Genomic DNA, 13,465 nt, shown 5'->3' on the forward strand with positions numbered 1-13,465 from the left:
TCAGGCCGCCGCCGCGCGCGCCGGGGCGGCTGGCTGGGGGCGACCATCCGCGGTGAAGCGGTGCCAGCGGCGCGGGATGGCGTAGAGGCGCTGGCCGCGGGTCAGGCCCAGGCGCTCGTAGTCGGCGTGGCGCAGCGTGGCCAGCCATGGCTCGGCCATCCAGTCGGCGGCCAGCTCCACCCGCACCTCGGCACCCACCGGGGAGACGGCGGTGACCGTCGCCGGCAGGTGCGCCTCGGGGCTCGGCGCCTCGGCCAGGCGCACCTCGTGGGGACGCAGCAGCAGGCGCTCACGCCCGGCAGGCAGCGAGGTCCGAAGGCGTGCCGCGCCGCAGGTCAGCACCCCGTCGCGCACCTCGCCCTCCAGGTGATTGACGTCGCCCAGGAACTCGAAGACGAAGCGGTTGGCCGGCGCGTGGTAGAGGGCGTCGGGGGTGTCGATCTGCTCGATGCGGCCGTGGCTCATCACCGCCACGCGGTCGGAGAGCTCCAGCGCCTCCTCCTGGTCGTGGGTCACGAACAGGCTGGTGAAGCCCAGCTCGTCGTGGAGCTGGCGCAGCCAGCGGCGCAGCTCCTGGCGCACCTTGGCGTCCAGGGCGCCGAAGGGCTCGTCGAGCAGCAGCACCTCGGGTCGCAGGGCCAGCGCCCGGGCCAGGGAGACGCGCTGCTGCTGGCCGCCGGAGAGCTGGGCTGGGTAGCGGTCGGCGAAGCGTTCCAGCTGGACCATCTCCAGCAGGCGATAGACCCGGGCGCGGATCTCGCCGCTGGAGGGGCGTTCGCGGCGCGGCAGCACGGTGAGGCCGAAGGCGACGTTGTCGAACACCGTCATGTGGCGGAACAGTGCATAGTGCTGGAAGACGAAGCCGATGCGCCGGTCGCGCACGTGCACGTCGGTGACGTCGCGGTCGCCGAACAGGATGCGCCCGGCGGGGTCGCGGTCCGGGGTCTCGAGGCCGGCGATGATGCGCAAGAGGGTGGTCTTGCCCGAGCCCGAGGGGCCCAGCAGGCCCACCAGCTCGCCCTCTGCGACCTCCAGGTTGACCGGTTCCAGGGCGCGCCCGGCACGACCATAGTGCTTGGCGATATCGCTCAGGCGAATGCTCATGGGGAAACCTCCTGGCGCGCGGTGCGCCATTCCAGGCCGGCCTTGGCGGCCAGGGTGAACAGGGCGAGCAGGGCCAGCAGGGCGGCGCTGGCGAAGGCGCCCACGGTGTTGTAGTCCTGGTAGAGCTGCTCGAGGTGCAGCGGCAGGGTCATGGTCTCGCCGCGGATCGCCCCGGAGACCACCGAGACGGCGCCGAACTCGCCCACCGCCCGGGCGTTGGTGAGGATCACCCCGTAGAGCAGCGCCCAGCGGATGTTGGGTAGGGTGACCCGACGGAACAGGGTCCAGCCTGAGGCACCCAGGGTCACGGCGGCCTCCTCCTCCCGGGAGCCCTGGGCCTGCATCAGCGGGATCAGCTCGCGGGCGACGAAGGGGCTGGTGACGAAGATCGTCACCATCAGGATGCCCGGCCAGGCGAACATCAGCTGGATGTCGTGGGCGTCCAGCCAGCCGCCGATCCAGCCGTTGCGGCCGTAGAGCAGCAGGTAGACCAGCCCCGCCACCACCGGCGAGACGGCGAAGGGGATATCGATCAGGGTCTGCAGCAGGCGTCGCCCCGGGAAGTCGAAGCGGGTCACCAGCCAGGCCAGCGCCACCCCGAACACCAGGCAGACGGGGATAGTCAGCACGGTGACGAACAGTGTCAGGCCGATCGCCGCCAGGGTGTAGTCATCGCTGACGTTGGCCCAGAACACCGCCACCCCCTCGGCGAAGGCCTGGGCGAAGATCGCCACCAGCGGCAGCAGCAGGAAGAGCCCGGCCAGCAGCAGGGCGGCGGCGATCAGGCCGCGCCGCACCGCCTTGGCATCACCGATCCGTTGCATCAGCCGCGCCCTCCATGCAGTTTGCGGATGAAGCGCCCCTGCCAGACGTTGATCGCCAGCAGCAGCGCCAGCGACACCGCCAGCACCACCGAGGCGATGGCCGAGGCACCGGCGTAGTCATACTCCTGCAGCTTGACGAAGATCATCAGCGAGGTGATCTCGGTCTCGAAGGGGGCGTTGCCGGCGATGAAGATGATGGCGCCGAACTCGCCCAGGGAGCGCACGAAGGCGAGCCCGGTGCCGGTGACCAGTGCCGGCCACAGGTAGGGCAGCAGCACCCGCCGAAAGCCGGTGGCGTCGCCGGCGCCCAGGGTCATGGCGGCCTCATCCACCTCGGCGGGCAGGTCCTCCAGCACCGGCTGCACCGTGCGCACCACGAAGGGGATGCTGGTAAAGGCCATGGCCAGGGCGATGCCCACCCAGGTGTAGGCGACCTGCAGGCCCAGCGGCTCGAGCAGGGCGCCGACCCAGCCGTTGCCGGCGTAGAGGGTGGCAAGCGTGATGCCCGCCACCGCGGTGGGCAGGGCGAAGGGCAGGTCTATCAGGGCGTCGAGCAGGCGCTTGCCCGGGAAGTCGTAGCGCACCAGCACCCAGGCCATCAGCAGGCCGAAGGCGGCGTTGGCCAGCGCCGCCACGGCGGCGGCGCCGATCGTCACCGTGTAGCTGGCCACCACCCGGCTATCGCTGACGATCGCCCAGTACTCCGCCAGGCTCAGCCCCTTGAGCTGGCCCACCAGCCCGGTCATCGGCAGCAGCAGCACCAGCGACACGAAGGTCAGGCTGATGCCCAGCGACAGGCCGAAGCCGGGCAGCACCCGCTGCGTGCGGGCGGGGAAGGGCAGGGCCAGGCGTGCGGCGCGTTGACTCATGGTGATGGCTCCGCGCGCCTAGCGGCGCTGCAGCTGGTCGAGGAGGCCGCCGCTGGCGAAGTGGGTCTCCATGGCCGCGTCCCAGCCGCCGAAGACCTCTTCCACCTTCAGCAGCTCGGTCTCGGGGAACTGCTCGGCGAACTCCTCGACCACCGCCTCGTCGTGCACGCGGTAGTTGAAGCCGGCCAGCAGGCGCTGGGTCTCCTCCGCGTAGAGGTACTCCAGGTAGGCCCGGGCCAGTTCCTGATTGCCGTTGCGCTCGGCGTTCTCCTCGACCACGGCCACCGGGAATTCGGCCAGGATGCTGACCGGCGGCACGATCACCTCGTAGTCGTCGCTGCCGTACTCGCCGCGGATGTTGTTGACCTCGGACTCGAAGCTGATCAGCACGTCGCCGATGCCGCGCTCGATGAAGCTGGTGGTGGCGCCACGGCCGCCGGTGTCGAACACCACCACGTTGCCGAGGAAGTCGCGCATGAAGGCCTGGATCTGTTCCTCGTCGCCGTCGAACTGATGCTCGGCGAAGCCCCAGGCGGCCAGGTAGGTGTAGCGGCCGTTGCCGGAGGTCTTGGGGTTGGGGAAGACGATCTCCACGCCCTCGTCGTCCAGGTCCTCCCAGCCGTCGATGCCCTTGGGGTTACCCTTGCGCACCAGGAAGGCGGTGGTGGAGTAGTAGGGCGAGGCGTTGTTGGGCAGCGCCTGCTGCCAATCCTCGGCCACCAGGCCGTCGTCGGCCAGCACCTGGACGTCGGTGACCTGGTTGAAGGTGACCACATCGGCGCGCAGCCCCTGCAGGATGGAGCGCGCCTGGGCGGAGGAGCCGCCGTGGGACTGCTGAATGGCGATCTCCTCGCCCTGGGTCTCCTTCCAGTGGGCGATAAACTCGGGGTTGATCGCGGCGAACAGCTCGCGGGCGATGTCGTAGGAGGAGTTGAGCAGTTCGCGCTCGGCCGCCATCGCCGGGGCGGCCAGGCCGGCCCCCAGGGCGATGGCGAGCAGCGGGCGAGCGAGACGGGGATGGCGGATCATGGCGTGACTCCAAGGGGTGTGAATGACGTTGCGAGAAGAGTAGGTCGGCGCAAAAGTAATTACAATGGTATTTTTTATTCGATTATAGAATATTTGGCTGCGCCCCCGGCATCCCCGCCTGCCGCCAAGGGCGGGGTCTGCTAGAATGCGCCCTCTCGCCAGCGACCTCGGACTCCCCGCCATGACCGATGCCACCCGCGACTTCCTGATCGCCCCCTCCATCCTCTCCGCCGACTTCGCGCGGCTGGGCCAGGAGGTGGACGACGTGCTGGCCTCCGGCGCCGACATCGTCCACTTCGACGTGATGGACAACCACTACGTGCCCAACCTCACCATCGGGCCCATGGTCTGCCAGGCGCTGCGCCACCACGGCGTCACTGCGCCCATCGACGTGCACCTGATGGTGCGGCCGGTGGACCGCCTGATCGGCGACTTCATCGACGCCGGCGCCAGCATCATCACCTTCCACCCCGAGGCCTCGGACCATATCGACCGCTCCCTGCAGCTGATCCGCGACGGCGGTTGCCGGGCCGGCCTGGTGTTCAACCCGGCCACCCCGCTCAGCTACCTCGACTACGTGATGGACAAGGTCGACATGGTGCTGCTGATGAGCGTCAACCCCGGCTTCGGGGGCCAGTCGTTCATCCCCGCGACCCTCGACAAGCTGCGCGAGGCGCGCCGGCGCATCGACGCCTCCGGTCGCGATATCCGCCTAGAGGTGGATGGTGGCGTCAAGGTGGACAACATCGCCGAGATCGCCCGGGCGGGGGCCGACACCTTCGTCGCCGGCTCGGCGATCTTCAAGGCGAGCAACGCCGCCGACCCCCACCGCTACGACGGCGTGATCCGCGAGCTCCGCGAGCAACTGGCCGGCGCGCGCTGAGGCCGTGAGCGAGCGCGCCCTGTCGAAGGCGTCCGTGCCGGCGCGCGAGGGACGGCTCTGGCACCTCTACGTGGTGGAGACGGCAAGCAGGACGCTCTACACCGGCATCACCACCGACGTGGCCCGGCGCCTGGCCGAGCACGCCGCCGGGCGCGGCGCCAAGGCGCTGCGCGGCAAGGGTCCGCTGACCCTGCGCCACAGCGAGCCGGTGGGCGAGCATGGCGAGGCGCTGCGCCGCGAGGCCGAGATCAAGCGGCTCTCCGCGGCGAGGAAGCGGGCCTGGCTGGCCCGCGTCCAGCGCTGATTCAATGCAGCTTCATGCGCGGGCGTATGAAGCGGTTGAGGCCGTCCACCAGCATGGTCACGGCGGTCTTGAGGCTGCCGTGAATGGCGCGCTGGTGCATGCGGTAGAGCGAGGCGTAGAAGAACTTCGCCAGGTGCCCCTCGACGAACAGGCTGCGTGCCGAGGCGCCGCGCATCAGGCTGCCGATTGCCTCGAAGTGGGCCAGCGAGATCAGTGAGCCGCGATCGCGGAAGGTGAAGTCCCTGAGCGGCCGGCCGTCGAGGCTGGCGCGCAGGTTGCGGTAGAGCAGCGAGGCCTGCTGGTGGGCGGCCTGGGCGCGCGGCGGCACCGGCTTGCCGCCCGCCTGGGGACAGCTGGCGCAGTCGCCGAAGGCGAAGATGGCCGGGTCATCGAGGCTCTGCAGGCTGGGGTGGACCTTGACCTGGTGGTTGCGCTCGGTGGAGAGGCCCAGCGTCGAGAGGAAGGGCGGGGCCTTGATGCCCGCTGCCCAGACGCTGAGGTCGGTGGCGATGCGCGTGCCGTCGGCGGTGGTGAAGCCGGTGGCGTCCACGTCGGTCACTCGGGTCTCCAGGTGGAGCGTCACGCCGAGCTTCTCGAGCTCGGTGTGCACCGCCCGCGAGATGCGCTCCGGCAGCGCCGGCAGCAGCCTCGGGGCCGCCTCCAGCAGGTGCACCGAGAGCTGGCCGGCGTCCAGGCGGGTGAAGCCGTAGCTGTGCAGCATGCGCGAGGCGTCGTAGAGCTCGGCGGCGAGCTCCACCCCGGTGGCCCCGGCGCCGACGATGCCCACGGTGAGGTGGGAGTGGGTGCGCCGCTCGGGATCGCTGAAGCGCAGGAAGGTGTTGAGCATGTCGCGCCGGAAGGCCTCGGCCTGCTCCGGGCTGTCGAGGAAGTGGCAGTGCTCGGCGACCCCGGGGGTGCCGAAGTCGTTGCTGACGCTGCCCAGCGCCAGCACCAGCCGGTCGTACTCGAGGGTGCGGGGCGGCAGCACCTCCTGGCCCTCGTCGTCGAGCACCGCGTCCAGCGTCAGCCGCTTGCCCTCGCGGTCCAGGTCGCACAGGGTGCCGCGCTGGAAGCGGTAGCCGTTGGCGCGGGCGTGGCCCTGGTAGGAGACCTCGTCGAGCCCCGAGTCCAGGGCGCCGGTGGCCACCTCGTGGAGCAGCGGCTTCCAGATGTGGGTGGGGTTGCGGTCGACCAGCACGACCTCGGCGCGGCCACGCCGGCCGAGGCGGCGCCCGAGGCGGGTGACCAGTTCGAGGCCGCCGGCGCCGCCGCCGACCACCACGATACGGGGAGCTGCCATGAGTGACTCCTGGAAAAGGTGAGGGTATGGGGGAGACGTCGCCCCAGCATAGCGGCCCCTATGGCGGCTGCCTACGTGACCGGCTCGAGAGGCAGGCCGGCTCTTGATAGGTTTCCATACTGAAAAGGAGAGCAGTGACGATGCATCGCATGCTGGAGGGGGTCGCCCTGGTGGCCTTCGACCTGGACGGCACCCTGATCGACTCGGTGCCCGACCTGGCCATCGCCGTGGACGCCGCCCTGGGCGAGCTGGGCCTGCCCGCCGCCGGTGAGGCGCGGGTGCGTGACTGGGTGGGCAATGGCTCGCTAGTGTTGATGGAGCGCGCGCTGCGGTTCGCTGTTGATTTGGGCGCCGGGGCAGCCTCGCCTGCCACCGGTGTTGATATCGATAAGGCACTGCTGGAGCGCGCCCATGCGGCCTTCCTCGCGCACTACGGCCGCGACCCCGGTGCCCACACCCGGCTCTATCCCGGGGCGCGGGAGTGCCTCGATGCCCTGCGAGCGCGCGGCCTGCCGCTGGCCCTGGTGACCAACAAGCCCCACGCCTTTATCGCGCCACTGCTGGAGGGGCTGGGCCTGGCCGAGCATTTCGCGCTCTGCCTGGGCGGCGACAGCCTGCCCGAGAAGAAGCCCCACCCGGCGCCGCTGCTGCACGTGGCCAGCCACTTCGGCCTGCCCCCTCAGGCCTGCCTGATGGTGGGGGACTCCCGTCACGATATCGCCGCCGGCCAGGCCGCCGGCTTTCGTACCCTGGCGGTGCCCTACGGCTACAACCATGGCGAGCCGGTGCGCGAGAGCGGCCCGGACGGCGTGGTTGAATCGCTGGCGGAACTCGTTTAACGTGAGTTCGGCTCATGCTATAAGCGCGGCCCAATCAATACGTTATTGCGATAGACGCGGACACCCCGATGATCAGCCGCCCCCTGCCGGACCCCCTCATGCCCGGCGGCGTGCTCCACGCCGCCCGCTACCTGCCCCGCTCGCCCGTCCGCGGCGGCTGGCGATGGTGACGCTCGCCCCGCGAGTCTGTCTCGGCGCCACCGCGCCCACCTTCGCCAACCCCCTTTCCCGAGGACACCGGGCATGATGACCCCCGAACGTTTCCGCGAGCTGGCCGACGCCGGCTACAACCGCATTCCGGTCACCCGCGAGGTGCTGGCCGACCTCGACACCCCGCTCTCCACCTACCTCAAACTGGCCAACGCGCCCTGGACCTTCCTGCTCGAGTCCGTGCAGGGCGGCGAGAAGTGGGGCCGCTACTCCATCATCGGCCTGCCCAGCCGCGAGCGCATCGAGGTGCGTGGCTTCAGCATCAGCCATATCGTCGACGGTGAGCTCCACGGCGCCGCCGAGGTGGAGGACCCGCTGGCGTGGATCGAGCAGTTCCAGGCTCGCTTCAAGGTGCCGCGCCTGGACGACCAGCCGCGCTTCGACGGCGGCCTGGTGGGCTACTTCGGCTACGACACCATCCGCTACATCGAGCCGCGCCTGCGAAGCCCGGTCGCCGCCGCCAAGCCCGACCCGCTGGGCGTGCCGGACATCCTGCTGATGGTGGCCGACGACCTGGTGGTGTTCGACAACCTCTCCGGGCGGCTGACGCTGTGGACCCACGCCGACCCTGCCGAGGCCGGCGCCTACGCCGCCGCGGTGGAGCGCCTGGAGGCGCTGGAGATCCGCCTGCGCAGCGCCACCCTCAACACCGTGAGTCCCGGCACCGGCAGCGCCGCGGTGGAGGAGGGCGACTTCACCTCCGGCTTCACCGAGGCGGGCTTCAAGGCCGCGGTGGAGACCATCAAGGAGTACGTGCTGGCCGGCGACGTCATGCAGTGCGTGCCCTCCCAGCGCATGTCGATCCCCTACCGCGCCGCCCCCCTGGACCTCTACCGCGCCCTGCGCAGCCTCAACCCCTCGCCCTACATGTTCTACCTCGACCTGGGCGACCACCAGGTGGCCGGCTCGTCGCCGGAGATCCTCACCCGCCTGGAGGAGGGCGAGGTGACGGTGCGGCCCATCGCCGGCACCCGCAAGCGCGGCCGCACCGAGGCCGAGGACCAGGCGCTGGAGGCGGAGCTGCTGGCCGATCCCAAGGAGCGCGCCGAGCACCTGATGCTGATCGACCTGGGGCGCAACGACGTCGGCCGCATCAGCGAGACCGGCTCGGTGAAGGTCACCGAGGAGATGGTGGTAGAGCGCTACTCCCACGTCATGCACATCGTCTCCAACGTCACCGGCCGCCTGAAGCCCGGGCTCACCGCCATGGACGCCCTGCGCGCCACCTTCCCGGCGGGAACCGTCTCCGGGGCCCCCAAGATCCGCGCGCTGGAGATCATCGACGAGCTGGAGCCGGTCAAGCGCGGCATCTACTCCGGGGCGGTGGGCTATCTCTCCTGGCACGGCAACCTGGACACCGCCATCGCCATCCGCACCGCGGTGATCAAGGATGGTCAGCTCCACGTCCAGGCCGGCGCCGGCATCGTCGCCGATTCGGTGCCCGAGCAGGAGTGGCAGGAGACCCTCAACAAGGGGCGGGCGCTGTTCCGCGCCGTGGCCATGGCCGAGCGTGGCCTGGACAACCTCGAATAAGGCGCCGGAGAGAGCCATGAACGTCTGCATGATCGACAACTACGACAGCTTCACCTTCAACGTGGTGCAGTACCTGGGGGAGCTGGGCGCCGAGGTGACCACCTACCGCAACGACGCCATCACCCTGGCCGAGATCGAGGCCATGGCCCCGAGTCACCTGGTGATCTCCCCCGGGCCCTGCACCCCGGACCAGGCCGGCATCTCGCTGGCGGCCATCCGCCACTTCGCCGGCCGGCTGCCGATACTGGGCATCTGCCTGGGCCACCAGGCGATCGGCCAGGTCTACGGCGGCGAGGTGGTGCGCGCCCCCCAGGTGATGCACGGCAAGACCTCGGCCATCCGCCACACCGGCCAGGGGGTGTTCGAGGGCCTCGAGGATCCCCTGGAGGTGACCCGCTACCACTCGCTGGTGGTGGCCCGGGAGACCCTCCCCGACTGCCTGGAGATCACCGCCTGGACCGATGACGACGACGTCACCCCGGGGCTGATCATGGGGCTGCGCCACCGCGAGCTCGACGTCGAGGGCGTGCAGTTCCACCCCGAGTCGATCCTCAGCCGCCAGGGCCACGACCTGCTGGCCAACTTCCTCAAGCGCCGCGCGCCGGCGCCGCTGGGCCAAGCCTGACGCAAGGAGACCCATGATGCAGATGCGAGATGCCCTCGGCGCCCTGATGCGCCGCGAGAACCTCGGCTTCGCCGCGACCCACGAGATCATGCGCCAGATCATGACCGGCGAGGCCAGTGACCCGCAGATCGCCGCCTTCCTGATGGGCATGGCGATGAAGGGCGAGACTGCCGAGGAGATCAGCGCCGCCGCCCAGGTGATGCGCGAGCTGATGAAGCCGGTCCACCTCGGCGCCGACAACGTGGTCGACATCGTCGGCACCGGCGGCGACGGCGCCAACCTGTTCAACGTCTCCACCGCCTCAAGCTTCGTGGTCGCCGCCGCCGGCGGCCACGTCGCCAAGCACGGCAACCGCGGGGTGTCGTCGTCGTCGGGCAGCGCCGATCTCTTCTCGGTGGCCGGCATCCACCTCGACCTGGATGCCGAGCAGGTGGCGCGCTGCATCGAGCAGGTGGGTGTGGGCTTCATGTTCGCCCCCAACCACCACCCGGCGATGCGCTACGCCGTGGCGCCGCGCCGCGAGATGGGCGTGCGCACCCTGTTCAACATCCTCGGCCCGCTGACCAACCCCGCCGGCGCCCCCAACCAGGTGCTCGGCGTCTATGCCCCGGAGCTGGTGCCGCTGATGGCCGACGTGCTGCGCCGCCTGGGCAGCCGCCACGTGCTGGTGGTGCATGCCGAGGATGGCCTGGACGAGATCTCCCTGGCCCAGCCGACCCTGGTGGCCGAGCTCCGGGAGGGCGAGATCCATGAGTACGTGATCACCCCGGAGGCGCTCGGCGTCAAGCGCCAGCCCCTGGACCCGCTGCGGGTCGCCTCCGCCGAGGAAAGCCTGCGCCTGGTGGAGCAGGCCCTGGTGGGCGAGGGGCCGGCGGCGGACATCGTCGCGCTCAATGCCGGCGCGGCCCTCTATGCCGCGGACCTCGCCGACAGCCTCGAGGAGGGGGTGGCCCTGGCCCAGGACGCCCAGGCCTCCAAGCTGCCCCTGGAGAAGCTCAGGGAGCTGGCCAACTTCACCCGCGTCTTCCTGCAGTGAGCACCCATCGACTAGGAGTTACCCCATGAGCGGTTCCGCCCCCCCGACCATCCTGACCCGCATCCTTCAGCGCAAGGAGGAGGAGGTCGCCGAACGCCGCCGCGCCGTGCCCGAGGTCGAGCTGCTGCGCCTGGCCGCCGAGCAGGGGGCACCCCGGGGCTTCAACGCGGCGCTGGCGCGGCGCATCGCCCAGGGCGATCCGGCGGTGATCGCCGAGGTCAAGAAGGCCTCCCCCTCCCGGGGCGTGATCCGCGAGGACTTCCGCCCCGGCGAGATCGCCGCTAGCTACGCCGAGGGCGGCGCCGCCTGCCTCTCGGTACTCACCGACGCCGACTTCTTCCAGGGCCATGAGGACTACCTGATCGAGGCCCGCGACGCCTGCGCACTGCCGGTGATCCGCAAGGACTTCATCACCCACGGCTACCAGGTGAGCGAGGCCCGCGCCATCGGCGCCGACTGCATCCTGCTGATCGTCGCCGCCCTGGAGGATGCGCAGATGGCCGACCTGCATCGCCAGGCCATCGAGCTCGGCATGGACGTGCTGGTGGAGGTCCACGACGCCCACGAGCTTGAGCGGGCGCTGGCCCTGGACCTCGACCTGGTGGGCATCAACAACCGCGACCTGCACACCTTCGAGACCCGCCTGGACACCACCCTGGAGCTGCTGCCGCGCATTCCCGGCGGCGTCACGGTGGTCACCGAGTCCGGCATCCACACCCCCGGCGACGTGCTGCGCATGCGCGAGCACGACGTCAACGCCTTCCTGGTCGGCGAGGCCTTCATGCGCGAGGCCGACCCCGGCCAGGCGCTGCGCCGGCTGTTCTTCTGAGTCATTGGCTAAGCAAGACGGGGGCCGGCGGATGCCGGCCCCCGTCGTTTTGGTATCCCAGTATGTAACAGGAGATTGTCTCGGCGCTGACGAGACAATCTCCTCGCTGCTGCCCCGTCACGGTTTGAGTATCCTGGGGTCGCCGAGTCATCGAGCCGCTTGAGGCACTCGATGGTCAGAACGCCGGCGACGTCGGGTCGATCAGGCAGATGACCGTCTCGCCGGGCTGTGGGTCGAGCTCGGCACGGTCGCTGGCCACCCGCACATGCCCCTTGGCGTCGAGGCAGAAGAGCGCCAGCAGGCGGCCGTCGTGGTCGCGGCGGTAGGCGGCGAAGTCGTGGTCCTCGTGCAGGCGCGCCACGCGCACTTCGGCGCCGCGGGCGATGCGGCTGGCCAGGTCGGCCCAGCTGACCGTCTCCCCGAACAGTCGCGGCAGCTCGGCGAGGTCCTGGGGGCGCTGGCGCTCGGCCTGGTCGTCGCGACTGGCCTCGAGGCGGAACACCCGGCCCGGCTCGAACTGGGTGGCGAAGTGCAGGGCCGCCAGGTCGTTGGCCTCGCGGTAGGGCGAGAGCGGCAGGAAGTGGCCCAGGCCGGTCAGCTCGAGGTGGGTCTCGGCGTGTTCGGAATGGGGCTTGCCGTAGTAGACCGGCAGCCCCGCCATGCGTGCCTCCTCCAGCGCCTCGCGGTCGGTGTCGGCCAGGCGCACCGGCAGCTCGACCTGCTGCAGTGCCAGCCCGATGGCGCGGGCCACCGGGTTGGCGCCCAGGATCAGGAAGCCGCTGGGCGGTGGGGTCATCACCCCCAGCGCCCGGGCGAGGGGCCGCGACAGCAGGCTCTGGATCACCACGGTGGCGATGATCACCAGGAAGGTGACCGGCACCAGCATCTCGGCGCCCTCTACCCCTTCCGCCTCCAGCTTGAGGGCGAACAGCGAGGCCACCGCCGCGGCGACGATGCCGCGCGGAGAGATCCAGGCCACCAGCGCCTTCTCCTTGAGGTCGAGGCCGCTGCCCAGGGTGCAGGCCGCCACTGCCAGCGGACGGGCGACAAGCATCAGCGCGGCGAGGTAGGCCCAGGCTGGCCAGCCCAGCAGGGCGAGCTGGTCGAGTCGCAGGCGAGCGGCGAGGAGGATGAAGAGCCCCGAGATCAGCAGAATCGTCAGGGTCTCCTTGAACTCGATGATCGGCTCGGTGGGCACCCGCTTCATGTTGGCCAGCCAGGCCCCCATCACAGTGACGGTGAGCAGCCCCGACTCGTGGAACAGCTGGTTGGAGAGCGTGAAGAGCACCAGCATCACCATCAGGGTGCCGAAGCTGTGCAGCTGGCGCGGTAGCCAGTGGTGGCGCAGCACGCAGCCCCACAGGTAGCCACCGGCGCCGCCCAGGCCAAAGCCGATGGCGAGGGTCAGGGCGAACAGCGCCAGGGTGTGGGTGAAGGCGTCGCCGGCGCTGCCCAGCGCCACGAACTCGTAGACCAGCACCGTGCCGATGGCCCCCACCGGGTCGATCAGGATCCCCTCCCAGCGCAGGATGCGGGAGAGCGACTCCTTGGCGCGCAGGGTCTTGAGCAGCGGCAGCACCACCGTGGGGCCGGTGACTACCAGCAGGGCCCCGAGCACGCTGGCCATGCCCCAGGGGAGGCCGAGCAGCCAGTGGGCGGCTAGGGCGCTGATCACGGCGGTGATCAGCGCCCCCCAGGTCACCAGGCGGCGTACCGTATGGCCGTGGCCGCGCAGCTCGCCGAGGTTGAGGGTCAGGCTGCCCTCGAAGAGGATCACCGCGACGGCCAGCGAGACCAGCGGGAAGAGCAGGTCGCCGAGCAGGGCGTCGGGGTCGAGCAGGCCGGTGATCGGGCCCACCAGGATGCCGGTGACCAGCAGCGGCAGGATGGCGGGGACCCTGAGGCGCCAGGCCAGCCACTGGCAGGCGAGCGACAGCAGGCCGATGCCGGTGATCAGTACCGCGGGGCTCTCCATGGGGTGGCTCCTGGCTGGGGTCCAGTGTGCAGATTAGCCACTACCGATGGGATCCGCTATGTGCGTGGTCCCCCCCGGGGCGCCGTCGAGGCCTCGGCGGCGCTC

13 protein-coding genes are annotated in these 13,465 nt (G+C 70.4%); 7 read left to right on the forward strand and 6 right to left on the reverse strand.

The window, feature by feature from the left end; all coding sequences use genetic code 11:
• The 4 genes from Q673_RS26245 to cysP are packed head-to-tail and all read right to left on the reverse strand — an operon-like array spanning position 1 to position 3,826.
• Positions 1–1,104: a sulfate/molybdate ABC transporter ATP-binding protein gene (locus Q673_RS26245; protein WP_023005662.1), complete on the reverse strand. Its 1,104-nt coding sequence runs from the start codon at positions 1,102–1,104 to the stop codon at positions 1–3.
• Positions 1,101–1,928 carry a sulfate ABC transporter permease subunit CysW gene (gene cysW / locus Q673_RS26250; protein WP_023005663.1) on the reverse strand — a complete coding sequence of 276 codons (828 nt, stop codon included), beginning with the start codon at positions 1,926–1,928 and terminating at the stop codon, positions 1,101–1,103. Before cysW ends, Q673_RS26245 begins: the two co-directional genes overlap by 4 nt.
• A complete protein-coding gene (gene cysT / locus Q673_RS26255) occupies positions 1,928–2,797 on the reverse strand; it encodes a sulfate ABC transporter permease subunit CysT (protein ID WP_023005664.1) in 870 nt (289 codons plus the stop codon). The genes cysW and cysT overlap by 1 nt, the downstream gene beginning before the upstream one ends.
• An 18-nt stretch (positions 2,798–2,815) precedes the next feature.
• Entirely contained in the window at positions 2,816–3,826 is a 1,011-nt protein-coding gene (gene cysP / locus Q673_RS26260) for a thiosulfate ABC transporter substrate-binding protein CysP (protein ID WP_023005665.1), read from the reverse strand.
• A gap of 181 nt (positions 3,827–4,007) precedes the next feature.
• On the opposite strand from cysP, the gene rpe reads away from it, so the two are divergent.
• Positions 4,008–4,709: a ribulose-phosphate 3-epimerase gene (gene rpe, locus Q673_RS26265; RefSeq protein WP_023005666.1), complete on the forward strand. Its 702-nt coding sequence runs from the start codon at positions 4,008–4,010 to the stop codon at positions 4,707–4,709.
• Between the two features lie 4 nt (positions 4,710–4,713).
• The gene (locus Q673_RS0118335) at positions 4,714–5,013 is read left to right on the forward strand and encodes a GIY-YIG nuclease family protein (RefSeq protein ID WP_023005667.1); all 300 of its coding nucleotides are present in this window, start codon (positions 4,714–4,716) and stop codon (positions 5,011–5,013) included.
• 1 nt (position 5,014) lies between these two features.
• Here Q673_RS0118335 and Q673_RS26270 read toward each other — a convergent pair whose 3' ends face one another.
• A complete protein-coding gene (locus Q673_RS26270) occupies positions 5,015–6,313 on the reverse strand; it encodes an NAD(P)/FAD-dependent oxidoreductase (RefSeq protein ID WP_023005668.1) in 1,299 nt (432 codons plus the stop codon).
• 140 nt (positions 6,314–6,453) lie between these two features.
• On the opposite strand from Q673_RS26270, the gene Q673_RS26275 reads away from it, so the two are divergent.
• The 5 genes from Q673_RS26275 (at position 6,454) to trpC (ending at position 11,385) form a co-directional block, all read left to right on the forward strand.
• Positions 6,454–7,152 (forward strand): phosphoglycolate phosphatase, encoded by a 699-nt coding sequence (locus Q673_RS26275; RefSeq protein WP_023005669.1) that lies wholly within the window; start codon positions 6,454–6,456, stop codon positions 7,150–7,152.
• A 246-nt stretch (positions 7,153–7,398) separates the two neighbouring features.
• On the forward strand, positions 7,399–8,895 hold the full coding sequence (gene trpE, locus Q673_RS26280; RefSeq protein ID WP_031218029.1) for an anthranilate synthase component I: 1,497 nt from the start codon (positions 7,399–7,401) through the stop codon (positions 8,893–8,895).
• 16 nt (positions 8,896–8,911) lie between these two features.
• Positions 8,912–9,520, forward strand: a complete 609-nt coding sequence (locus Q673_RS26285) for an anthranilate synthase component II (protein WP_023005672.1) — start codon at positions 8,912–8,914, stop codon at positions 9,518–9,520.
• Positions 9,521–9,536: 16 nt separating this feature from the next.
• Positions 9,537–10,556, forward strand: coding sequence for an anthranilate phosphoribosyltransferase (gene trpD / locus Q673_RS26290; RefSeq protein ID WP_031218031.1), 1,020 nt, complete (start codon positions 9,537–9,539; stop codon positions 10,554–10,556).
• A gap of 25 nt (positions 10,557–10,581) precedes the next feature.
• Positions 10,582–11,385, forward strand: coding sequence for an indole-3-glycerol phosphate synthase TrpC (gene trpC, locus Q673_RS26295; RefSeq protein WP_023005674.1), 804 nt, complete (start codon positions 10,582–10,584; stop codon positions 11,383–11,385).
• A gap of 175 nt (positions 11,386–11,560) precedes the next feature.
• On the opposite strand, the gene Q673_RS26300 is transcribed toward trpC, so the two are convergent.
• Entirely contained in the window at positions 11,561–13,360 is a 1,800-nt protein-coding gene (locus tag Q673_RS26300; RefSeq protein ID WP_023005675.1) for a cation:proton antiporter, read from the reverse strand.
• Positions 13,361–13,465: the final 105 nt, after the last annotated feature.

Origin of the sequence: Halomonas sp. PBN3, from assembly GCF_000475415.1 — a bacterium.
GTDB classification, from domain to species: Bacteria; Pseudomonadota; Gammaproteobacteria; order Pseudomonadales; family Halomonadaceae; genus Halomonas; species Halomonas shengliensis.

Excerpts from the sequence above, each read along its gene's own strand:
- Q673_RS26300 (WP_023005675.1), bottom strand. The coding sequence starts at position 13,360 with ATGGAGAGCCCCGCGGTACTGATCACCGGCATCGGCCTGCTGTCGCTC.
- Q673_RS26275 (WP_023005669.1), top strand. The coding sequence starts at position 6,454 with ATGCATCGCATGCTGGAGGGGGTCGCCCTGGTGGCCTTCGACCTGGAC.
- trpC (WP_023005674.1), top strand. The coding sequence starts at position 10,582 with ATGAGCGGTTCCGCCCCCCCGACCATCCTGACCCGCATCCTTCAGCGC.
- cysT (WP_023005664.1), bottom strand. The coding sequence starts at position 2,797 with ATGAGTCAACGCGCCGCACGCCTGGCCCTGCCCTTCCCCGCCCGCACG.
- Q673_RS26270 (WP_023005668.1), bottom strand. The coding sequence starts at position 6,313 with ATGGCAGCTCCCCGTATCGTGGTGGTCGGCGGCGGCGCCGGCGGCCTC.
- cysP (WP_023005665.1), bottom strand. The coding sequence starts at position 3,826 with ATGATCCGCCATCCCCGTCTCGCTCGCCCGCTGCTCGCCATCGCCCTG.
- Q673_RS26245 (WP_023005662.1), bottom strand. The coding sequence starts at position 1,104 with ATGAGCATTCGCCTGAGCGATATCGCCAAGCACTATGGTCGTGCCGGG.
- trpE (WP_031218029.1), top strand. The coding sequence starts at position 7,399 with ATGACCCCCGAACGTTTCCGCGAGCTGGCCGACGCCGGCTACAACCGC.
- rpe (WP_023005666.1), top strand. The coding sequence starts at position 4,008 with ATGACCGATGCCACCCGCGACTTCCTGATCGCCCCCTCCATCCTCTCC.
- trpD (WP_031218031.1), top strand. The coding sequence starts at position 9,537 with ATGCAGATGCGAGATGCCCTCGGCGCCCTGATGCGCCGCGAGAACCTC.
- Q673_RS26285 (WP_023005672.1), top strand. The coding sequence starts at position 8,912 with ATGAACGTCTGCATGATCGACAACTACGACAGCTTCACCTTCAACGTG.
- cysW (WP_023005663.1), bottom strand. The coding sequence starts at position 1,928 with ATGCAACGGATCGGTGATGCCAAGGCGGTGCGGCGCGGCCTGATCGCC.